Genomic DNA, 20,229 nt, shown 5'->3' with positions numbered 1-20,229 from the left:
CGTGGCGGTTGCAGTAGCTTGGGTAACAGGGTTGGTTGGCCATTTATCCAGGCTTTTTTAGTAAGACCGCAGCGAAGGTCATGTCGAAGCCGTAGTTGCGCGGGTCGCCGAGCAACGGCCCGATTTGCGCGCCAAGGCTGGTGAAAGCCACCCAGGTGGCCCGCCGGCACAACGCTATGCCCATGAAGTATCGCAGGCTGAAGGCGCCGCGCTGATGTGCGCGCCACCTGCGTCACCTTCGAAGTGGTGCGCTCGCGCTTTGTCGACCGCAAGAGCGTCGGCTGGCCAAGCTTCGTGGCGGACAACGTGGGGTTTGAAGCCTTGGTCGTGGGCAGCAGCCTCGGCGCAGGCATCGACGTGCCTTTGCTGGCCGACCTGGCCGAGACCACCGAGGTGCATGTTGATGGCGAACTACGCGTGCGGTGCTTGACGGGCGATGCCGCAACCGACCCGTTGGTGTCGCTGGCCCACCTGTATGCCCATGCTGCCGAACGTGGCTTTACCCTGAATGCCGGGGATGTGGTAACCACGGGGGCCATGTGCCAGCCCTTCGACCTGAAGGCAGCAGGGCATCAGGTCAGTGCCAGGTTCCTTGGCCAGACGTTGTCGTTCACCCTGTAACGGCCGACCACTGTTCGAATGCCGCCTGCATCCGCTGCCGTGTCTGCGGGTCGGCAGGGATCAGGTGCTCGATGCGCAGTGATTGCACGGTAATGTCCTGCGGCATGCCGAATGTGGTGAAGGTGGACAGAAACGTCAGCACACCGTAAGGCGTGCATACACGGGTGAGCAACACGGGAGCCGCCGCCGCCGTTTCAAGTGGGCTGGCCGGGGCCGGCAGGCTGTGCAAGCGCTCGGCCAGTGCCGGGTTGCCGGCGGCCTCCCTGGTGGCGCGCTGCCAGGCAGCGGCGCGGATCTCTTGCGCATTGGCCAGGTGGTCGCCCAGGCCGCCAGGGCAGAGCAGTGTTTGCAACAGGTTAAGCCCTGTCACCGGTTGTGCCGTAACGCCTGCCATCGCCAACAGCAGGCCCGTACTGGTATTGGCGGCGATGACGTCCCAGTTGCTGTCGATGACGATTGCCGGTGCGGGGTTGTTCACCTGCAGGATATGGTCGATAGCGGTGTGTACCAAGGCCAGTTCAGGCGCATCGAGTGGCGAGGCCGCGTAGCGGGGCGCGTACCCGGCGGCGACGAACACCTCATTACATAACGCCAGCGACGCGCCAAGCGCCGAAAGCAGGGCATGCAAGGTGCTCGGGCTGGGCTTGGCGCGCCCGGTTTCCACACAGCTCAGATGACGCTGCGACAGCCCCGCCAGCAGCGCCAGTTCCAGTTGGCTGAGGTTGGCCTGCCGGCGCAGCTGACGCAGATGCTGGCCCGCCGTGGTCTGTGGGGCAGGGGTATTTCGATGGAAAAGATGCGGATTCATGCGTTGCCCTGATCGTCCTTGAGTGCAATGTCCATGACCTCACGGGTCATTGAGCGCAAGCAACCCTATCACTACTGTGCTGGCAAACCCTACCAAGGAGAGGACGATGGGCTTGCATGTCTTTGCGCTTTGCGTGGTCGCGTTGTTCCTGAAGATGTTCCTGGTCTCCTGTTATCAGGGTTACCACCGCTTGCGCGTTGTCGCGTTCACCAACCCGGAGGATGCCGCTGTCTTCAAGCGCGCCCCTCAGCCAGCGGAGCGCCCGCAGGTAATCCGCGCCTCCAGAGTGTGGGCCAATGATCTTGAGAACATCCCGGCTTTTTTTGCCCTTGGCGGGCTGGCCATTGCACTGGATTCGCCTGCCGCACTCACTGCCTGGCTGTGCGTCGTGTTCACCTTGGCCAGGGGCCTGCACACAGGGGCCTACCTGGCGGCGCTGCAGCCTTGGCGAACACTTTTCTATGGTATCGGTGTGCTCTGCCTGCTGGGCTTTTGCGTGCTCATCCTGATGAGGGTATTCAGCCTTTACCGGGCCTGATGACCGCCCGCGCAATTTTGCATGAGTCAGCTTGATGCTTTCCTCTAGCAGTACTAATACTAAAGCACTGCCGAAGAGGGATGATCATGCAGACGCGCTTCGTTGTGGTTCCTGCCGTGCCGCTCCAGAAAGAAATCTACCCGCGCCGCCTCGGCTTTCCTGCCGTGTTGGGGGAGGGCTACGACCTTTATGACACGCAAGACAAGATGCGCCTGAGCCTCAACTTTCCGACCCGGGCTGCGGCGGAGTTCGAGTGCCTATGCCGTAACCGCTGCCCAGAAACAGATGATGGGGGTATTGCCGGCCTTGGTTGATGCCGGTGAGCCGCGCATGGCATCAATCTGCCGTGATGGCGCAACCAGAAAGCTCTAACGTGCGGCCTGCCATTCAATAGTCACAAAGCTGTAACACAGCTGATGCAAAGTGTGCCGGCCATCACACGGAGCACATTTTGATGAAACGCCTGATGAAGTCTGCTGCACTCGCTGTTGCCGTTTCCCTCTGCGCCACTTCGGCAGCCTTTGCTTCCGAAAACGTTCGCCTGACCGGTTCCGGTGCCAGCTTCCCTGCACCCATCTACCTGACCTGGTTCAAGGACTTCAGCAAGAACACCGCTGGCGTCACCGTTGATTACCAGTCCAAGGGGAGCGGGGCGGGTGTACAGGACTTCCTGAACAAGACCGTCGACTTCGCCGCCAGCGACTCGGCCATGAGCGAAGCAGACATTGCCAAGGTTGGCGAAGGCGTGCAGTTGCTGCCAATGACCGCCGGTGAAATCGTGCTGGCTTACAACCTGCCGGGCAACCCTAAAGGCCTGAAGCTGCCGCGCGATGTGTACTCCAACATCTTCCTCGGCAAGATCACCCAGTGGAACGACCCGCAAATCGCTGCGGCCAACCCTGAGCTGAAGCTGCCTGCCACCCCGATCACCGTGGTGGTGCGTGCCGACTCCAGCGGTACCACCGCCGTCTTCACCAAGCACCTGTCGGCCATCAACGCTGACTTCAAGCAAGGGCTGGGTGAAGGCAACACCGTTAACTGGCCGGCCACTGACAAGTTCATCAAATCGCCGAAAAACGATGGCGTAACCGCCACCGTCCGCCAGACCCCAGGCGCCATCGGCTACATCGAGTACGGTTTTGCCAAGCTGGCCAAGGTCGACTTCGCCGTGCTGCAGAACAAGGCTGGCCAATACGTCGTGCCGAACGCCGAGAGCGGTGCCGAAGCACTGGCTGCGGTGAACATGCCGGAAAACCTGGTGGCCTGGCTGCCAGACCCGACCGGTGCCAAGTCCTACCCGATCACCTCCTACACCTGGATGATCTTCCGCAAGGACAACGGCAACCCGGCCAAGGCCAAAGCCATGCGTGAAATGGTCGAGTACAGCCTGACCAAAGGCCAGACCATCGCCGATTCGATGGGTTACATCCCGCTGCCACCGTCGGTTGTCGACCAGGTGCGCAAAGCGTCGGCCAACATCCAGTAATACCCAGGCGCTCCCGGTATGGCAGTGAAGCCGTGCCGGGCGTGTTTGTCCCTTGTCCCGGAATTTGCCCATGAACACACCCTTTGCCATACCGGATAACCCCGACTCTGCGTGCCAGCCACCGTCAGCGAAAGACTTCCTGGTTGATCGCACCTTCCGTGCGCTTGCGCGCATTGGTGTGGTGCTGGTACTGGCGCTGGTCGTCGCGCTGGTCTACGAAGTGGGCCGCAAGGCACTGCCAGGCATTGAAAAACACGGTTTTGACGTGCTGTTCGGCAGCGTCTGGGATGTTAACCAAGGCAAGTACGGTATTCTGCCAGCGATCTGGGGCACGCTTTACAGCGCCTTCATCGCACTGTTGATCGCCGGTTTCTTCGGCGTCAGCATGGCCATTTTCCTCACCCAGGATTTCCTGCCGGCACGGCTGGCTGCCGTGTTCCGCACCATTGTCGAGTTGCTCGCCGCCATCCCCAGCGTGGTTTATGGCCTGTGGGGCATCTACGTCGTTATCCCGGCCATCCGCCCGCTGACCACCTGGTTGAACAGCGAGCTGGGCTGGATCCCGTTTTTCGGCACTTCCTTGAGCGGGCCAGGCCTGCTGCCTGCGGCGCTGGTGTTGGCCATCATGATCCTGCCGACCATCGCCGCCGTTTCCCAGGATGCGCTCACCAGCGTGCCGATGAAAACCAAGCAGGCGGCCTACGGCATGGGGACTACCCACTGGGAAGCCATCCTCAAGGTGATGGTGCCATCCGCCGCCACCGGTATTTTCGGTTCGCTGGTGCTCGGCCTGGGCCGTGCCTTGGGTGAAACCATGGCGCTGGCCATGCTGGTCGGCAACGCCAACACCATTTCCGTGTCCCTGTTCGCACCGGCCAACACCCTGGCGGCGCTGTTGGCGCTGAACTTCCCGGAAGCCGGCCCGAACGAGGTCGAAGTACTGATGTACGCCGCACTGGTGCTGATGTTCATCACCCTGCTGGTGAACGTGCTCGGCTCGATGATCATGCTCTACGCCCAGCGGGGTAACAAATAATGACGGACCTCAGCACCCCAACAACTGCTTTGCCCAGCCTGCAGCGCAAGCTGGAAGGCCGTGCCCTGCGCAGCCTGATACTGACCACGCTGGCCTGGGTTGCGGCGCTGGTGGCCAGCGTGCCGCTGATTTCCGTGCTGTACATGCTGGTTACCCGCGGCGGTGCACGCCTTAACCTGGAAGTGTTCACCGAGCTGCCGCCCACCGGCTTCGAGATGGGCGGTGGCTTCGGCAACGCCATGGCCGGTACGTTCGTCATGGTCGGTATCGCCGCAGCCATCGCGGTGCCGGTTGGCATCCTGGCGGCGGTATTTCTGGCCGAACTCGGGCCGGACAGCAAGCTGGCCAACGCCGCGCGCTTTGCCGCCAAGATGCTCACTGGCCTGCCGTCGATCCTGGCCGGTGTATTTGCCTACGCCCTGGTGGTGATGACCACCGGTACCTATTCGGCGCCGGCAGGTGGCGTGGCACTGGCGGTACTGATGCTGCCGATCGTGGTGCTGACCGCCGAAGAGTCGATGAAGATGGTGCCCAAGATCATGAAAGATGCTGCCTACGGCATGGGTTGCACCCGTGCACAGGTGATCTGGAAGATCGTCTTGCCCACCGGCCTGCCCGCCATCCTGACCGGCGTCATGCTGGCCGTGGCCCGCGCCGCTGGCGAAACCGCGCCACTGCTGTTCACCGCGCTGTTCAGCAACTACTGGATTTATCACGACGGCAGCCTGGCGGTCATGAACCCCACGGCCTCGCTGGCCGTACTGATTTACAACTTCTCCGGCATGCCGTTCGACAACCAGCTGGAGCTCGCCTGGGCGGCTTCGCTGGTACTGGTAATGATCGTGCTGGTAATCAACATTCTTAGCCGTGTTTTCGGCAAGCCCAAGTATTGAGAAAGGGAGCATCCAAACTTGAACGTATCCACTGCGCAAAAGGTCGCTCCCGTGGTCAACGAAACCCCCATCGTCATGGACTGCAAGCTGGACAAGATCTTCTACGGCAACTTCATGGCCGTACGCGACAGCCATGTGCCGATCCGCAAGAACGAGATCACCGGCTTCATCGGGCCATCCGGCTGCGGCAAGAGTACCGTGCTGCGTAGCCTCAACCGCATGAACGACCTGGTCAAAGGCTTCCGCTTCGAAGGGCATGTGCACTTCCTAGGCCAGGATGTCTACGGCAAGGGCGTCGACCCGGTAGTCGTGCGCCGCTACATCGGCATGGTGTTCCAGCAGCCCAACCCGTTCTCGATGAGCATTTTTGACAACGTCGCGTTCGGCCTGCGCCTGAACCGCTACAAGGGCGACCTGGGTGACCGCGTGAAGCACGCGCTGCAAGGCGCCGCCCTGTGGGACGAAGTAAAGGACAAGCTCAAGGTCAGCGGCCTGTCCCTGTCCGGCGGCCAGCAGCAGCGCCTGTGCATCGCGCGCGCCATCGCCACCGAACCGGAGGTGCTGCTGCTGGACGAGCCGTGCTCGGCACTTGACCCGATCGCTACCCGCCGCGTGGAAGAGCTGATGGTCGAACTGAAGAAGGACTACACCATCGCGCTGGTAACCCACAACATGCAGCAGGCGATTCGTGTCGCCGACACCACCGCGTTCTTCTCGGTCGATATCTCCCAGGGTACCCGTACCGGTTACCTGGTCGAGATGGGCCCGACCACGCAGATTTTCCAGAACCCGCGTGAACAACTGACTGCCGACTACATCAGCGGCAAGTTCAGCTGATCACTTTTCAAGGTGGCCGGGCGTTGCAGCCAGGAAGGGTGCAACGCCCGGCCGCGTTACCTTCCCTTAAAGTGTTACCCGGGATTTCCAATGCCAGCGATGCGTCGTCTTGATCTGTCAGCGGTAGAGCGCGCACTGCGCGAGGTGCAAGGCCGCTTTGCCGAACTCAGCCAGCATTTCACCGAACCGAGGGACCCGTTCACCGACGAGGTGCTGCTGAATGTGCTTGAAGGCTATGCCCTGATTGACGACTATGTCGCTCGCGGTATCGACCTGTTCGACCTGCAACAGCTGAACCTGATGCTGGAAATCAATGCCACCGTGCTGTGCGGCAGCGACCCGGCCCGCCGCCTGGAGTTCGCCCCCCACCTGGCTGCAACCGAGGCGCACTTTTTCAACAACGTCGAAGGTGGCATCAAGGATTTGTACAACTGGTACTGCGCGTACCGCAGCGATTCGGTCTGGAAGCGGGCTGCCGGTGTGTATGTACGTATCCTCAGCAAGCCGCAGCTGTTCATCGAAGGCAACAACCGCACGGGTTCGCTCATTGTCAGCTATTTGCTGATGCGTGCCGGGCTGCCGCCATTCGTGCTGTCGCTGGATAACGCCGAGGGTTACTTCAACCCGTCCTCGGTCATTCGCAACTCCGCCAAACACGGTGTCAAGGCTTTGTACGAACTACCCAAAATCAAGAAAAAGTACGCCGCTTTCCTTGAAGCGAAGGCGCCTGAGCCCGGCAAGTTCTTCCTGAGCTGTACGCCCGTGCCTGCCTGCGAGAGGAGCCGCTGATGCTTCGTTCATCCATGCTCCAGCGCGGGCGCCAAGCCATCGAGCGCAAGCTCAAGCGTGGCCAGGTACGTATTTCCTTCGATATCGACGACACGCTCGCCTGCCTGCCTGAGCACGCTGACGCCGAGGACAGCAAGCTGCCGGGCTTCGTCCACCGCTGGTTGGGCGAGCCCCTGCGCAGTGGCACGCGTTCGCTGATCCGCGACCTGCGCCGCCAGGGTTGCAGCATCTGGATCTATACCTCCTCGGGGCGCACCCCGGCCTACATTCGCCGCTGGCTGATGCTGTATGGCATCCATGTCGATGGCGTGGTCAACAGCGACCGGCACCAACACATCCTGGCCCAGAAAGGCCTGGAGAATTCCCCCTCGAAGTTACCCTCGGCGTTCGATATCGACCTGCATGTCGATGACTCCGAAGGTGTGCGGCTGGAAGGTGTCGACCATGGTTTTCGTGTGGTGGTGGTGTGCCCGAAGGATGAGCACTGGGCCCAGAAGGTGAAGGACGCGGTCGTCGATGTGCAGGCACGGCTGGCCTGTCAGCAACCGCACCGCTACCAAATGCCACTGCGCCAGCGTTCGCAGGCGCTTGCTTCCTGAGCACACGTTAATGGGGCCGCAAAGCGGCCCCAGTTCGTTCAGCCGTACTGATACCAGCCGGTTATTCATGCGTACACCGTAAGTCTTGCATCCCGGTCCCATCAGGTTGCGCTTCCAAATCATCACGCCTCACGAGCCGATCTAAAGCACCCACCACCCCGCCCCAAAGCAGCGTATCTGGCAATTTGCCCTGTTCTGATAATCGCCTCCGACATCCAGTCCCCTGTTTGGAGCGCGCCATGTACAACAACAATAAGCACCTGCCGCCTCGTTTCCTCGCCGCCGCCATCGCCAGCTTTTCTGCCCTGGGCCTGAGTGGCGTCGCCGAAGCCGAGATCATGCTGTACGACAAAGACCAGACCACCTTTTCCACCGACGGCTACATCAATGCCTTCTACGTCAACAGCAAGGTCGACCGCGAAGGCGAGCAGTTCGATCGCCGCCAGTCGCGGGTGAAAATGGGCTTCTTGCCCAACTACCTGGGCTTCAACATGGGCAAGCAGGTGGATGACCTGAAGCTCGGCGCACGTGCCTCGTTCTGGGTCACCATCAACGACAGTGAAACCAACGGCACCGACACCGCCATCGACGTGCGCCAGTTCTACGGCACCGTGGCCAATCCCGAGTGGGGCGAGGTGCTGATCGGCAAGGACTTCGGGCTGTTCGCCCGTTCCAACATCCTGCTCGACGAACTGCTGGCCGGCTACGGCCAGGTCAGTGACACCTTGGGGCTGGTGGACGGCGGCGGGGTGTCGTTCGGCAACATCGGCAGTGGCTACCCGTACCCGTTCCCCACCTCGCAGATCACCTACCGCACCCCGGTAATGGACGGCCTGCGCGTGGCGGTAGGCATCATGGACCCGGTGGACACCAACGACAGCAGCCCGACCGGCAAGGCCTACCAGGAAAACCCGCGTACCGAGAGCGAGATTACCTACCAGTTCGACCTGGGCGGGGCGCAGATCTACAGCTGGGTCAACGGCAGTTACCAGACCTCCGACAACACCGACTCGACGGTGGAGACGATCACGTCCAAAGGTGTGGGCTATGGCGTGCAGGCGAAGATGGGCGGGCTGTCGCTGACCGGCTCGGGGTTCCAGGCCAAGGGTATCAACCCGTTCTTTACCAACAATGCCGGCGAACCGGTCTTGCGTAACGTCGACAGTGACGGCTACCTGTTGCAGGGTTCGTACAAAGTCGGCAAGAACCGCATTGCCTTGTCGTATGGCAAGACCAAGGACGACGGCAACGGTGCGGTGGGCAGCGGGGCGGACTACGAGACCCGTGGCGTGGCACTGTTCCATGACGTCAACGACAACCTGAAGCTGGTGGCCGAGTACAACCAGTTTTCCATCGATGGGCATGACACCAGTGCGCAGAACGAAGACACCGATACCTTTGCAGTGGGTGCGGTGTTGACCTGGTAGGCACCCGGGGCCGCAAAGCGGCCCCAACATTTACGCCCATGGAACCGCCCACCCGCTACCCAAGTAGCATTCGTCCCCCGCAAACACCTTCGTACACTGACCCCTCAGCCACCCCGCGCCGGAGACCCCAATGCAGCAGGCTCAAAACGACGGTGTGGTCAGCGCCATGTCCCAGGCCACCGACGCCCGGTTGGCCGCCCAGGACCTGGCGCGGCAATTGCTGCACCCGCACCTGGGTTTCGTGCTGTTCTTCTGTTCCGCCGAATACGACTTGCAGGCCTTGGGCGAGGCCCTGGAGCAAGGTTTCGGCGGCATCCGCCTGGTCGGCTGCACCAGCGCCGGCGAAATCACGCCGCAGGGCTACGGCCGTAATTGCGTCACAGCCGTAGGCTTTGATCACCGGCACTTTTCTATCGCCACTGCGCTGATCGATGAAATGGAGCGCTTCAGCCTGATCGACGCCCAGCAGATGGTCGAGCGCCTGGTCGGCACCTGCCGCAGCAATACGTTAGCCCCCATCAAGGGCCACAGCTTTGCCCTGACCTTGCTCGACGGCCTGTCCAGCCGCGAGGAAATGGTGCTTGCCGCGCTCAGCGCGGCGTTAGGTGAAATCCCGCATTTCGGGGGCTCTGCCGGTGACGACAACTACCTGACACGTACCCACGTGTACTACGGGGGCGCCTTCCACAACGGGGCGGCCGTGGTGGTGCTGGTCAACACCTGGCTCGATTTTGAAGTGTTCACCACGCACCACATCTTGCCACGCCAGGAAAAGCTGGTGGTAACCGGCGCCGACAGCGCCCAGCGCCGGGTCTTTGAACTGAATGCCGAGCCCGCAGCCGAAGAATACGCCCGCCACATCGGTGTACCGGTGGCTGCGCTTGACCATAGAGTGTTCGCCGCTCACCCGCTGGCCGTGCGCATTCACGACCAGTACTACGTGCGCGCGATCCAGCAGGTGCACCCGGACCTGAGCCTGAGTTTTTACTGTGCAGTGGAAAACGGCATCGTGCTTACGGCCATGACCCCAGGCCCGCTGTTGCCTAACCTGCACCAGCTGTTCGACGGCCTGCGCCAGCGCCTCGGGCCGCTGTTGCTGACCATTGGTTGTGATTGCTTCCTGCGGCGGCTGGAACTGGAGGCCCGGCATGGCCTGGAACCGGTAGGCGCGTTTCTGCGTGAGCAGCGGGTGATCGGTTTCAACACCTACGGAGAACAGTTCAATGGCATGCACATCAACCAGACCTTCACCGGGGTCGCCATTGCCCGCAACCGGCCTCCTGTCGGGCGCTGAGCTGCAGGCCGAGGTCACCCGGCTGCAGCACGAAAACCAAAAGCTGCAGCGGATCAACGGCGCGTTGATTGAACGCATCGAGTCTGGGGTAACCCGGGGTAACGATCCCTATGCGGCGTTTCAGCATTCCGTGGTGCTGGCCGAGCAGGTGCGTGAACGCACCGATGCCCTGAACCAGGCCATGGCCGAGCTCAAGGCCGTCAACCGCTTGCTCAGCGAGGCCCGCCAGCGGGCCGAGACCGCCCACCAGCATCAGATTCGCCTGATTACCGATAATGTACCGGCGCTGATCGCTTACCTGAACGCCGATCTGGTCTACGAGTTCACCAACAAGGTGTATGAAGAATGGTATTGCTGGCCCCACGGCGTAATGCTTGGCCAGAGCCTGCGCGAGGCCCACAGCGAACAGCATTACCAGCGCCTGGAAGCCTATGTGGCGCGGGCGCTGGCGGGGGAGAGCGTCACCTTCGAATTTGCCGAAACCAATATCAATGGCCAGGAACGCTACATGCTGCGCTCCTACGTGCCGAACCGCCTGGCCAGCGGCGAGGTGGTGGGCATCTTCGTGTTGATCCGCGACATTACCGAGCGGCGCAACACCGCCCAGGCGCTGCACCAGGCCTATCAGCACCTGGAGCAGCGGGTGCGCGAACGCACCGCCGAACTGACCAGCCTCAATGACCAGTTGCTGCGTGAAATCGAAGAGCGAAGCCAAGCCGAGGCTCGCCTGCGCGAGGCCAAGCGCGAGGCCGAACAGGCCAACTTGTCGAAAACCAAGTTCCTCGCAGCGGTCAGCCACGACCTGCTGCAACCGCTGAACGCGGCGCGGCTGTTCACCAGCGCATTGCTGGAGCGCCGCGACCCGCAAGACAGCGCCCACCTGGTACGTAACGTCAGCAATTCGCTCGAAGATGTGGAGAACTTGCTCGGCACTCTGGTCGACATTTCCAAGCTCGATGCCGGGGTGATCAAAGCCGATGTCGCCCCGTTTGCCCTGCGGGAACTGATGGACAACCTTGCTGCCGAATACGCACAGGTGGCGCGCAGTGAAGGCCTTGAACTGCATTTCGTGGGCTGTTCGGCGGTGGTGCGCAGTGACATCCAGCTGCTGGCGCGGATCCTGCGCAACCTGCTCAGCAATGCCATTCGCTACACCCGCAGCGGGCGTGTGGTGCTGGGCTGCCGGCGCCTGCGTGGCGGCCTGCGGATCGAAGTGTGGGACAGTGGCATCGGCATTGCCGAAGAGCACCTGGACGACATGTTCCAGGAGTTCAAGCGCGGTGATGTGCAGCGCCCGGACCAGGACCGCGGGCTAGGCCTGGGCCTGGCGATTGTAGAAAAGATCGCCGGCATCCTTGGGCATCGGATACGGGTACGTTCATGGCTTGGCAAAGGCTCGGTATTCGCCGTCGAAGTGCCACTGAGCACCACCGCGCCCAAAACCCAGCCGAGCCAGGTGGTCAGCGAGCCAATGCTCGAACGCCTGCGCGGGGCGCGGGTGTGGGTGCTGGATAACGACGCGGCGATTTGCGCCGGCATGCGCACCTTGCTGGAGGGGTGGGGCTGCCGGGTGGTCACGGCGCTGTCGGAGGAAGACCTGGCACGCCAGGTGGACAACTACCATGCCGAAGCCGACCTGCTGATAGCCGATTACCATCTGGACAACGACTGCAACGGTGTCGACGCCGTGGCGCGGATCAATGCCCGGCGCACCCAGCCATTACCGGCGCTGATGATTACCGCGAACTACAGCAACGACCTCAAGCAGCAGATTCGCGAGCTGGGCCACACCCTGATGCACAAGCCGGTGCGGCCGATGAAGCTCAAGACGGCGATGAGTCACCTGCTGGCCGGCAGCATGACATAGCCGCTGGCCTCTTCGCGGGCTCGCCCGCGAAGAGGCCAGAACAGGCTAACGCCGCAGGTAGTCGGCAAAATCGATATCCCCGGCACTGAGAATGGCCTGCACCCGGTTATGCACATTGAGCTTGCGCAAGATCGCCGAAACATGAGCCTTCACCGTGGTTTCGGCGATGTCCAGCGTATAGGCAATTTGCTTGTTCGACTCACCCTTGGTCATGCGCTCCAGTACCAGCAGCTGCTTGCGGGTCAGGGCCTGGAGCATTTCCGGCGGGAAGCTCGGCGCCTCGTTGTGGCGCCGGCTGGTGCTGCTTTTCTGGGCGCGGATGATGTCGGGCGGCAGGTAGACATTGCCGTTGAGGATCTGCTCGATCGCTTCGATCATCTGCGAACGGGGCGAAGACTTGGTGATGAAACCCACGGCACCGTAGGTGATGGCCTGCAGCACGATCTGCTTTTCCTGCTCGGCCGAAACGATCACCACCGGGGTGGTCGGCGCCTCGTTGCGCAGGGTAATCAGCCCGTTAAGGCCATGCATGCCGGGCATGTTCAGGTCGAGCAGGATCAGGTCGAGGTCGTCGTGCGCCTGGGTCAGGGCCAGGGCGCTGTCCAGGTCGGCGGTTTCCATGACCTCGCTGCCCTGGAAGCCATCGCTGATGACGTTGTGGATGGCTTCGCGAAACAGCGGGTGATCGTCGGCAATCAAAATTTTGTACATGGCCTTTTCACCTTGTTTTTATTGGAGGGGGCGGGGCACGCATTTACAGGCAGTTCAGGGAAAGGGCACAGGTTGCGCTGGCTGCAGCGGCAGGTTGGCCTGCTGCCAGGCGTCCAGGCCGTCGCGGTACCAGTACAGGTTGTCGTAGCCCAGGGCTTTAGCGCGTTTTACCGCGTTCCAGCTTAACCAGCAATCGGAGCGGCAATAAAAAACCAGGGGGTGCTCCGGGTGCCCGGCAGTGGCTTTTTGCAGGTTGCGCACGAAGTAGTCCTGCCAGGCCGGGCTCAGCTCGCCGTCGCCGGTGTTGGCCAGCCAAAGGCTACCCGGGAGGTTGGCGTGCGGTTCGTCTTCGATGAATTGGCCTTGCAGCCATTGGCGGCGATAGACGTCGATCAGTACTGGCCTGGGGCTTTGTGCCATCAGGTTTTGCAGCGTCGCGGTGTCGATGACCTGGCCGCCCTCGACCTGTTGCGGGGTCGGGCTGCGGTAGAGGGTGGCGCGGTAGCCTTCGGCGGAAAACAGCGGGGTGGTGTCGGCCTGGGCGATACCCAGTGACAGACACAGCGAAAGGGCAGCCAGCAAAGGGCGCGGGGCACGTGGCATGGTTTTATCCTTTTTGTTATAGGCCCATTACATGCCAGTGGTGGTGTGTTGTGAATGCGACGATCAGACAGCAAAGGCAGTACTAAAGTAGTAGGCACTGCTCAGGAAGATGGGGCCATAAAGCAGCCCCAGGCAGGAGGCTTCAGCGCGGCTTGCGCAGCGCGGCATGCTGAGGGTTGAAAGTGAGTATCGCCAGCAGGGTGAACAGCACGGTCAAGCCAAGGCATACAGCCAGTGCCAGCAGGTTCAACCGCTCATACAGGGCGAACCGCACCAGCTCCACGGCTTGGGTGAACGGGTTCACCGCACACAGCCAGTACAGCCACTGGCTGGCCTCGCGCATCTTCCACAGCGGGTACAACGCCGAAGACAGGAAAAACAGCGGGAAGATCACGAAGTTCATCACCCCGGCAAAGTTCTCCAGCTGGCGGATCGCGTTCGACAGCAGCAGCCCCAGGGCACTGAGCATCAACGCTACCAGCAGTATTGCCGGCAGCGCCAGCAGCAGGCCCGCCGCTGGCGGCTGTACGCCGTACAGCCAGGCGATGGCGAGGAAGGCATACACCTGCAGCAGGGAAATCAACGCGGTCGCCAACAGCTTGCTGCCCAGCAGGAACGGCCGTGGCAACGGGCTGGTCAGCAGCACGCGCATGCTGCCCATCTCCCGGTCATACACCATCGACAGCGAGCCCTGCATGCCATTGAACAGCAAGATCATGCAGGCCAGGCCCGGGATGATGTACACCTCATAGGGAATGTAGGTGTCGTAGGGCTCGATGATGGCAATGCCCAGGGCCGCACGAAACCCGGCGGCGAACACCAGCAACCACAGCAGCGGACGCACCAGCGCACTGAGCAGGCGCGTGCGCTGCATCACGAAGCGTAGCCATTCGCGCAGCATGATGCCGTTGAAACATTGCCAGTAAGCGTTCATTGGGCATTGGCTCCTGAGGGCGCGCTGGTCAGCCGGGCAAAGGCATTGTCGAGGTCGCCACCGTGCTCCAGGCTCAGGGCGTCGGCGGTACCGCGTGCTACCAGGCGGCCTTGATGCAGAATCAGCAGGTCATCGCTGGGCTGGACCTCGTCCAGCAGGTGGGTGGTCCACAGCACGCTGAGCTGCTGCTCGCGGCACAGCCGCCGCACGTGCTGGTTGAGGGCCAGGCGGCTGGCCGGGTCGAGGCCGACACTGGCTTCGTCAAGCAGTAGCAGGCGTGGTTCGTGCAGCAGGGCGCGTGCAATCTCCACCCGGCGCCGATGGCCGATATTCAGCGCACGAACACGCTCATGCCGACGTTCGCCCAGGCCTTGACGGGCCAGTTCGGCGTCGACCCGTTGGCTGCTCTGGCGCCGCGACAGGCCATGCAGCGCCGCGTGGTAGCGCAAGTTCTGTTCAACGGTCAGGTCCAGGTCGAGGGTGCTTTGCTGAAACACCACGCCCAGCTGGCGCAAGGCCGGGCGTGCGGCATTGCGCAGCGAGCAGCCGCCTACGCGGATGTCGCCGTGCTGCAGGTCGTACAGGCGCGTAAGCAGGGCGATAAGTGTCGATTTGCCGGCCCCGTTGGGGCCCAGCAATGCGGCGAATTGCCCTGGCGCCAGGCTGAACCCGACCTGTTTGAGTGCTGCGCGCTGGCCATAGGCAAAGCTTACATCACTGACGTCGAGGGCGTTCATGGTGTGACCACCACACCCCAGGGGTAGCGCCCGACCTTCACCGACTTGAGCACTTTGAGGTTTTTTGCATCGATGACCGAGACATCGCCGCTGACGCCGTTGGTGGCCAGCAACTGGCTCTGGTCCGGGGTGAACGCCAGCTGCCAGACACGCCGCCCGACCAGCAGGTAGTCGAGCACCTCGTAGGTGTTGGCATCGATCACCGCCACATGGTTGGCCGGGCCCAGGGCGACGAAGGCGTACTTGCCATCGGCGCTGAGCTTGATGCCCACCGGCTGGACCTTGTCCGGGTGTACGCCCTTGATCTGGAAGTTCAGGGTTTTGAGTACCTGGCGCGTGGCCACGTCGAGAATGGTCACCGTGCCGCCGATTTCCGCCGATGCCCACAGCCGCGAGCCGTCCTTGTTGAACTCAACGAAGCGTGGCCGCTGATCGACCAAGGTGCTGTCGGCCAAGGTCTGGGTGCTGGTGTCGATCCAGTGCAGCATGTTGGTGGTTTCGCTGGTGTTGACTGCCCATTTGCCGTCAGGGCTGACCGCCATGCCTTCGGGTTCGATGCCAACGTCGATCTGCCCCAGCACCTTGTCGGTGACGGTGTCGATCACTGTCACCAGCGCGTCGTCCTCGTTGGACACGTACAGCCAGCGGTCGTTGGGGTGCAGGGCGAACTGCTCGGGGTCCTTGCCGGAGGGCAGCTCCTTGATGATCGTGCGGGTGGCCACGTCCATCACCTGCACCCGGTCCGAATCGCTGGCGCAGATGTATAGCAGTTTGTTGTCGTGGGACAGCAGCAGGCCGCGCGGGCGCTGGCCGACCGGCAAGGTGTCGGTGACTTCAAGCGTTTGCATGTCGATCAGGCTGAGGCTGTTGTCCTTCTCGTTGGAGACCCAGGCAGTGGCAGCCATGGTGTGCCCGCTGGCCAGTGCCAAGGCGGCCGATAGCAGGCTGGGGCAAAGCAGGGCCCTGTGAAAGAGGCGGCGCATGGCGAATTCCTTATTGTTGTGGTGATCGGGTCAGGGGTAGCTGCAGGTCACTTCGGGCTTGTCGTAGCCCAGGCTGTCCATTTCGTTGAAGGGGTGCAGGAAACCTTCCTGCGGTGAGGTGCTGACCAGGGCGCGCGGCTGTACCAGCGGGATTGGCTGGCGCAGTTCGCCGTTCCACGGGCGGTAGCTGAGCTTGCGGCCCTTGAACCCGTCTAGCTGCAACTGTTCGCTGAGCAGCAGTTGCTGCAACGCACGTGGTTCGGTCTGGCGCAGTTTGCTGACTGCACTGGCGACGCTGCGCACGGCCATCCAGGCGGCGAAATCGCGGTCGTTCATCCAGCGCCCGGCCTGGGCTTCGAAGCGTTTTTGCAGCTGCGCGGCGCCGAAGGTTTCCACGGTCTTGTGCCAGCCGGTGGGGGTCAGCCCTTGGGTGCCTGCCACCGGGCGCGGGTACCAGGTCTGGTAGGGCAGGTACTCGCCGAAGTCGCCGCGTTCGTCCGCCACAAGCACCACGTCGTATTCGGCGGTTTGCGTGAACAGCGGCATGTCGGCCTGGGCGCTGCGGCGCTGGTCGTTGTCGAAGGTCCAGGCTTTTTCTGCAACCAGCTGCATACCAAAGCGCTTCATCGCCCTGCGCAGGGCGGCGGCGTACGCCTGGTCGTCTTCGGTCTGGCCGACCACCAACAGTGCCCGCTGCCATTTGCGCAATACCATGAACTGCACCAGGGCGTCGGCCAGCATGGCCCGGCTCGGCAGGCTGTGCAGCACATTGCCCAGGCACTGGCTGCTGCGCAAGCTGTCGTCGGGGCTGCCGGCATTGAACAGCAGGCTGTCGGGCAGGGCGGCAGACAAGGCGCGCAGGCTGGCGGCCGGGGCATTTACCACGAACAGCCGCAGGCCCTGGTCGTGCTGGGCGTTGGCCGCCTGCAGCAAGGCTTCGGGGCTGTCGGCCGTGGCCTTGGTCAGTTGGAATCGCTGGTTCAGGAAGCGCCCCGTGCTGTTGCTGTCGATAATCGCCAGTTCCGCGCCTTGCACCCCGGCATCGGCAGGTTCGGGGATGATGTTGGACAACAACGGGCCTGGGTCGGGGCGATAGCTCAGGTAGCCGATGTGTACCTGCAAGGGTTCTTCGGCGGGTGCCAGCGGTGCGCACAGCGCTGCGGCCAGGGCCAGCAGGCAGGTCAGGGCAAGAGGGGCAGGCTGGCGCATAACATACTCCACGGCAGATGGCGCCAGCATAGGAAGCCCACCGGGAGGGGGAAATATGCAGAAAGTAGCGCCCGGCCGGTACCAAGGTAGTAATTCGGCGTAGGTGCTGCGGCTTTACGATGGGAAACACGATGGGCTACAACGCCCAAGGAGAATCGTCTGTGCGCCCTGTCAACCTGTCGGCCCTGTGGCGGATCAACCTCTGGGTCACGTGCTGCTTCGCACTGGTGACGCTGGCCTGTGCCGGCGTGCTGTTGCACCAGGCGGTGGCTGATGTCGAGCGTGAGTTGCAGTCTGCCGAAGCCGTGGTGGCTTACCTCGGCGACACCGCCGAACGTGACCCGGCAAGCCTGCAACCCCGGCTGACCCAGAGCCTGCGCCATGTGCGGGTACACTGGCTGGCGGCGGGGGAAGCACCGCAGCTACCGCCGCAGAGCGGCCTGGATGCCTGGCTGGGCCGCCAGCTGTTGGGTGAGCGGCACAGTAGCAGCCGGCTGCTGGACCTGAATGACGGGGCGCGGGTGCTGATCGCTGTAGATGCGCGTGATGAGATCGACGAAGTCTGGGATGCCTTGCAGCAACTGCTCGGCTTGTTCGGCCTGGCGTTGCTATTGAGCCTGTTGACCATCCGCTGGGCGGTACGGCGGGGCATCGGTTTGCTGGATGAGCTGCTGCAAGCCTTGCGTCAGGTCTCGGGCGGGCAGTTGACGGCCCGCCTGCGCGAGGCCGGCCTGCCGGAGGCCCGTCAGCTGGCGGAACACTTCAACCGCATGGCCGCCACCCTGGAGCAGACTCAGGCCGACAATACGCAACTGACGCAGGCCCTGCTGGCGGTGCAGGAGCAGGAACGCACCCACCTGGCGCAGACGCTGCACGACGACCTTGGCCAATACCTGGCAGGTATCCGTGCCCAGGTGTGCCTGTTGCGCATGGTGGCCGACCAGCCGACCGTGGTGGAGCAGACTGCGCAAGCCCTGGCACTCAATTGCGAACGCCTGCAACAGGGCTTTCGTGCGTTGGTACGTGACCTGTATCCGGTCGCGTTGCAACACATGCCGCTGGCTGAAGCCTTCGACCTGCTCGTCAACCAGTGGCAGGCCAGCCAGGGCATTGAATGCCGTTTGCGGGTTGGCGGGCACCTGCCAACGCTGCCCGGGGCGAGCCGCACGCACCTGTACCGGTTGCTGCAAGAGGCGCTGACCAATGTCGCCCGGCATGCCGGTGCCAGCCAGGTGCGGGTACGCCTGCAACGCAGTACCAAGGGCCTGCGCCTGCTGATTCGCGACAATGGCTGCGGAGCCCATCAGCCGCAACGGCCCGGCGTAGGCTTGCATTCGATGGCCGAACGCGCCCGTAGCCTGGGGGGCGAACTGCGCATTTTCAGCCGCCCCGGGGTTGGCTGGGCACTGGCTGTGAATATTCCCTTGGAGGTGTGATGAATATTGTATTGGTCGATGACCATGCCGTGGTCCGCTAGGGCTATGCCAGCCTGCTGCGGGCGGTGTTGCCCACGATGGAAGTACGAGAGGCTGCCAGTGGCGAAGAGGCCTTGGCCCGGGTTCAGGAGCAAGTGCCTAATCTGGTGATCATGGATTTTGGCCTGCCTGGCATTAGCGGCCTTGAAACCACCCGCCGCCTGCGCCAGCGCCTGCCCCAGTTGCGGGTGCTGTTTTTCAGCATGCATGATGAGCTGCCGCTGGTGCGCCAGGCGCTTGAAGCCGGGGCCTTGGGTTACCTGACCAAAAACTCGGCGCCCGAGGTGTTGATCGAGGCGGTGCAGCGGGTGTTGGCCGGGCATGCCTACATCGAGCAGCCTTTGGCTACCCAGTTGGCTTGCACTTCACCACAAAACGCCAATGACCCGCGTTTGCAGCGCATGACCCAGCGTGAGTTGGAGATTTTCACGATGCTGGCCAAAGGCACCCCGGCGCGGGTGATTGCCGAGCAGTTGTGTATCAGCGCCAAGACCGTGTCCAATCATTTGACCTTGCTCAAGAGCAAGTTGCAGGTCAGCTCGCATGCCGAGCTGGTGCATCTGGGGATTGATCTGGGGGTGGTGAGGGTGGCGGGGTGATTCGACGTGCGGGATGCGGCGCCTGTGAGACCCAGCGCCGCCCGCGCGGCGCTGGGTCTCACAGGCGCTGAAGATGCCACGGCGAACCCTTCGCTCAATTATCCCAAGTCTCTGGGCACCCCTTGCACCCCTCCATGTTGGCCTCCTGAAAGTTCCCGTAATGCTGCCGCGCCCCGCGCAAATCGGCGCGTTCCAGGTTGCTCTGGCCAAATTTGGCTTCTTGCAGATTAGCGTCCCCCAGGTTGGCCTCTTGCAGGTCCGTCTTGCTCAGCCAGGCCATTTCCAGGTCTGCGGCCTGCAGGTTGGCGTGGTGCATCTTTGCCCCTGACAGCCGGGCGAACTGCAAGTAGGCCGCGCCGAGGTCGGCTTTCTCGAACTGCGCGCCTTGGGCGAACATGCCCCAGCCTTGAATGGCGACCAACTTGCTATTACTCAGGTCAGCCAGGCGCAGGTTGCTTTGCTGCAGGCTGGCGCGGGTCAGGTTGGCGCCTTGCAGGCGGGCCTTTTCCAGGTTGGCCAGGTCCAGCCGGGCATGGCGCAGGTCGGCCTCACGCAGGTCGGCGCCGGCCAGGTTCATCTTGCGCAGGTCCTGGTTGGCCAGGTTGGCGCCGCGAAGGTTGGCCCCCGGGCACTGGCTGGCTTCGGCAATCACGCAACCGTTGACGGTCAGGGGGGCATCGTTGCCATCGTCGTCGGCACTCACCGCCATGGCGGGTGACAGTACCAACAGCAAGGCAAATGGCAGGTAGTTCATGGTGAAAGGCTCCTGGCGGAAGATGAACA

The 20,229-nt window shown here is 62.6% G+C and carries 21 protein-coding genes and 1 pseudogene; 14 read left to right on the top strand and 8 right to left on the bottom strand.

Translation table 11 applies throughout. From position 1 onward, the window contains the following. Positions 1-213 precede the first annotated feature (213 nt). Positions 214-621: pseudogene (locus FHW75_RS26735) on the top strand (hydratase); the annotation flags it as partial. Here FHW75_RS26735 and FHW75_RS06055 read toward each other — a convergent pair. Further along, positions 611-1,429 carry a helix-turn-helix domain-containing protein gene (locus FHW75_RS06055; protein ID WP_089230062.1) on the bottom strand — a complete coding sequence of 273 codons (819 nt, stop codon included), beginning with the start codon at positions 1,427-1,429 and terminating at the stop codon, positions 611-613. The pseudogene FHW75_RS26735 and the gene FHW75_RS06055 sit on opposite strands and share 11 nt — an antisense overlap. Positions 1,430-1,535: 106 nt before the next feature. Between FHW75_RS06055 and FHW75_RS06050 the strand changes: the two genes are divergently transcribed. The 11 genes from FHW75_RS06050 (at position 1,536) to FHW75_RS06000 (ending at position 12,195) form a co-directional block, all read left to right on the top strand. After that, complete coding sequence (locus FHW75_RS06050) at positions 1,536-1,967, top strand: MAPEG family protein (protein ID WP_019096512.1); 432 nt, start codon at positions 1,536-1,538, stop codon at positions 1,965-1,967. Positions 1,968-2,047: 80 nt separating this feature from the next. Next, complete coding sequence (locus tag FHW75_RS06045) at positions 2,048-2,281, top strand: hypothetical protein (RefSeq protein WP_183673328.1); 234 nt, start codon at positions 2,048-2,050, stop codon at positions 2,279-2,281. 140 nt (positions 2,282-2,421) lie between these two features. Further along, positions 2,422-3,453 carry a phosphate ABC transporter substrate-binding protein PstS gene (gene pstS, locus FHW75_RS06040; RefSeq protein WP_016714320.1) on the top strand — a complete coding sequence of 344 codons (1,032 nt, stop codon included), beginning with the start codon at positions 2,422-2,424 and terminating at the stop codon, positions 3,451-3,453. A gap of 70 nt (positions 3,454-3,523) precedes the next feature. Then, entirely contained in the window at positions 3,524-4,489 is a 966-nt protein-coding gene (gene pstC, locus FHW75_RS06035; protein ID WP_016714319.1) for a phosphate ABC transporter permease subunit PstC, read from the top strand. Further along, the gene (pstA, locus tag FHW75_RS06030; protein ID WP_016714318.1) at positions 4,489-5,382 is read left to right on the top strand and encodes a phosphate ABC transporter permease PstA; all 894 of its coding nucleotides are present in this window, start codon (positions 4,489-4,491) and stop codon (positions 5,380-5,382) included. The genes pstC and pstA overlap by 1 nt, the downstream gene beginning before the upstream one ends. A gap of 75 nt (positions 5,383-5,457) precedes the next feature. Then, complete coding sequence (pstB, locus tag FHW75_RS06025; RefSeq protein WP_042131386.1) at positions 5,458-6,219, top strand: phosphate ABC transporter ATP-binding protein PstB; 762 nt, start codon at positions 5,458-5,460, stop codon at positions 6,217-6,219. Between the two features lie 90 nt (positions 6,220-6,309). Beyond that, complete coding sequence (locus FHW75_RS06020; protein ID WP_183673327.1) at positions 6,310-7,008, top strand: hypothetical protein; 699 nt, start codon at positions 6,310-6,312, stop codon at positions 7,006-7,008. Continuing rightward, positions 7,008-7,607, top strand: coding sequence for a hypothetical protein (locus FHW75_RS06015; protein WP_183673326.1), 600 nt, complete (start codon positions 7,008-7,010; stop codon positions 7,605-7,607). The genes FHW75_RS06020 and FHW75_RS06015 overlap by 1 nt, the downstream gene beginning before the upstream one ends. A 239-nt stretch (positions 7,608-7,846) precedes the next feature. Then, on the top strand, positions 7,847-9,034 hold the full coding sequence (locus tag FHW75_RS06010) for a porin (RefSeq protein WP_016714314.1): 1,188 nt from the start codon (positions 7,847-7,849) through the stop codon (positions 9,032-9,034). Positions 9,035-9,164: 130 nt separating this feature from the next. Continuing rightward, the gene (nosP, locus tag FHW75_RS06005; RefSeq protein WP_019096516.1) at positions 9,165-10,328 is read left to right on the top strand and encodes a nitric oxide-sensing protein NosP; all 1,164 of its coding nucleotides are present in this window, start codon (positions 9,165-9,167) and stop codon (positions 10,326-10,328) included. Further along, entirely contained in the window at positions 10,258-12,195 is a 1,938-nt protein-coding gene (locus tag FHW75_RS06000; protein ID WP_371104903.1) for a NahK/ErcS family hybrid sensor histidine kinase/response regulator, read from the top strand. Before nosP ends, FHW75_RS06000 begins: the two co-directional genes overlap by 71 nt. Positions 12,196-12,240: 45 nt before the next feature. Here FHW75_RS06000 and FHW75_RS05995 read toward each other — a convergent pair whose 3' ends face one another. From FHW75_RS05995 to FHW75_RS05970, 6 genes are all read right to left on the bottom strand, one after another. After that, positions 12,241-12,906: a response regulator transcription factor gene (locus FHW75_RS05995; protein WP_019096518.1), complete on the bottom strand. Its 666-nt coding sequence runs from the start codon at positions 12,904-12,906 to the stop codon at positions 12,241-12,243. A 54-nt stretch (positions 12,907-12,960) separates the two neighbouring features. After that, the gene (locus FHW75_RS05990; protein WP_183673325.1) at positions 12,961-13,509 is read right to left on the bottom strand and encodes a PQQ-dependent catabolism-associated CXXCW motif protein; all 549 of its coding nucleotides are present in this window, start codon (positions 13,507-13,509) and stop codon (positions 12,961-12,963) included. Positions 13,510-13,651: 142 nt separating this feature from the next. Then, positions 13,652-14,443 (bottom strand): ABC transporter permease, encoded by a 792-nt coding sequence (locus FHW75_RS05985; RefSeq protein ID WP_183673324.1) that lies wholly within the window; start codon positions 14,441-14,443, stop codon positions 13,652-13,654. Next, positions 14,440-15,180: an ABC transporter ATP-binding protein gene (locus tag FHW75_RS05980; RefSeq protein WP_161751230.1), complete on the bottom strand. Its 741-nt coding sequence runs from the start codon at positions 15,178-15,180 to the stop codon at positions 14,440-14,442. The genes FHW75_RS05985 and FHW75_RS05980 overlap by 4 nt, the downstream gene beginning before the upstream one ends. Then, positions 15,177-16,163, bottom strand: coding sequence for a YVTN family beta-propeller repeat protein (locus FHW75_RS05975; protein ID WP_016714307.1), 987 nt, complete (start codon positions 16,161-16,163; stop codon positions 15,177-15,179). The genes FHW75_RS05980 and FHW75_RS05975 overlap by 4 nt, the downstream gene beginning before the upstream one ends. Positions 16,164-16,193: 30 nt before the next feature. Beyond that, on the bottom strand, positions 16,194-17,372 hold the full coding sequence (locus FHW75_RS05970) for an ABC transporter substrate-binding protein (protein WP_183673323.1): 1,179 nt from the start codon (positions 17,370-17,372) through the stop codon (positions 16,194-16,196). A gap of 161 nt (positions 17,373-17,533) precedes the next feature. Between FHW75_RS05970 and FHW75_RS05965 the strand changes: the two genes are divergently transcribed. Next, positions 17,534-18,808: a histidine kinase gene (locus FHW75_RS05965; RefSeq protein WP_183673322.1), complete on the top strand. Its 1,275-nt coding sequence runs from the start codon at positions 17,534-17,536 to the stop codon at positions 18,806-18,808. 53 nt (positions 18,809-18,861) lie between these two features. Then, entirely contained in the window at positions 18,862-19,446 is a 585-nt protein-coding gene (locus FHW75_RS05960) for a response regulator transcription factor (RefSeq protein ID WP_260308761.1), read from the top strand. 94 nt (positions 19,447-19,540) lie between these two features. Here FHW75_RS05960 and FHW75_RS05955 read toward each other — a convergent pair whose 3' ends face one another. Beyond that, positions 19,541-20,200: a pentapeptide repeat-containing protein gene (locus tag FHW75_RS05955; protein WP_027609026.1), complete on the bottom strand. Its 660-nt coding sequence runs from the start codon at positions 20,198-20,200 to the stop codon at positions 19,541-19,543. Positions 20,201-20,229 lie beyond the last annotated feature (29 nt).

Source organism: Pseudomonas sp. OG7, assembly GCF_014192825.1.
GTDB classification, from domain to species: Bacteria; Pseudomonadota; Gammaproteobacteria; order Pseudomonadales; family Pseudomonadaceae; genus Aquipseudomonas; species Aquipseudomonas monteilii.
Note: the sequence above shows the minus strand (reverse complement) of the source record. Positions and strands in the feature narration are given on the sequence as shown.

Bases quoted from the DNA above. Each gene is read 5' to 3' on its own strand.
- FHW75_RS05975 (WP_016714307.1), bottom strand. From the start codon at position 16,163: ATGCGCCGCCTCTTTCACAGGGCCCTGCTTTGCCCCAGCCTGCTATCG.
- FHW75_RS06010 (WP_016714314.1), top strand. From the start codon at position 7,847: ATGTACAACAACAATAAGCACCTGCCGCCTCGTTTCCTCGCCGCCGCC.
- FHW75_RS06050 (WP_019096512.1), top strand. From the start codon at position 1,536: ATGGGCTTGCATGTCTTTGCGCTTTGCGTGGTCGCGTTGTTCCTGAAG.
- pstB (WP_042131386.1), top strand. From the start codon at position 5,458: ATGGACTGCAAGCTGGACAAGATCTTCTACGGCAACTTCATGGCCGTA.
- FHW75_RS06045 (WP_183673328.1), top strand. From the start codon at position 2,048: ATGATCATGCAGACGCGCTTCGTTGTGGTTCCTGCCGTGCCGCTCCAG.
- FHW75_RS06020 (WP_183673327.1), top strand. From the start codon at position 6,310: ATGCCAGCGATGCGTCGTCTTGATCTGTCAGCGGTAGAGCGCGCACTG.
- nosP (WP_019096516.1), top strand. From the start codon at position 9,165: ATGCAGCAGGCTCAAAACGACGGTGTGGTCAGCGCCATGTCCCAGGCC.
- FHW75_RS05970 (WP_183673323.1), bottom strand. From the start codon at position 17,372: ATGCGCCAGCCTGCCCCTCTTGCCCTGACCTGCCTGCTGGCCCTGGCC.
- pstC (WP_016714319.1), top strand. From the start codon at position 3,524: ATGAACACACCCTTTGCCATACCGGATAACCCCGACTCTGCGTGCCAG.
- FHW75_RS06055 (WP_089230062.1), bottom strand. From the start codon at position 1,429: ATGAATCCGCATCTTTTCCATCGAAATACCCCTGCCCCACAGACCACG.
- FHW75_RS05955 (WP_027609026.1), bottom strand. From the start codon at position 20,200: ATGAACTACCTGCCATTTGCCTTGCTGTTGGTACTGTCACCCGCCATG.
- FHW75_RS05995 (WP_019096518.1), bottom strand. From the start codon at position 12,906: ATGTACAAAATTTTGATTGCCGACGATCACCCGCTGTTTCGCGAAGCC.
- FHW75_RS06000 (WP_371104903.1), top strand. From the start codon at position 10,258: ATGGCATGCACATCAACCAGACCTTCACCGGGGTCGCCATTGCCCGCA.
- FHW75_RS05980 (WP_161751230.1), bottom strand. From the start codon at position 15,180: ATGAACGCCCTCGACGTCAGTGATGTAAGCTTTGCCTATGGCCAGCGC.
- FHW75_RS05990 (WP_183673325.1), bottom strand. From the start codon at position 13,509: ATGCCACGTGCCCCGCGCCCTTTGCTGGCTGCCCTTTCGCTGTGTCTG.
- FHW75_RS06015 (WP_183673326.1), top strand. From the start codon at position 7,008: ATGCTTCGTTCATCCATGCTCCAGCGCGGGCGCCAAGCCATCGAGCGC.
- pstA (WP_016714318.1), top strand. From the start codon at position 4,489: ATGACGGACCTCAGCACCCCAACAACTGCTTTGCCCAGCCTGCAGCGC.
- FHW75_RS05985 (WP_183673324.1), bottom strand. From the start codon at position 14,443: ATGAACGCTTACTGGCAATGTTTCAACGGCATCATGCTGCGCGAATGG.
- pstS (WP_016714320.1), top strand. From the start codon at position 2,422: ATGAAACGCCTGATGAAGTCTGCTGCACTCGCTGTTGCCGTTTCCCTC.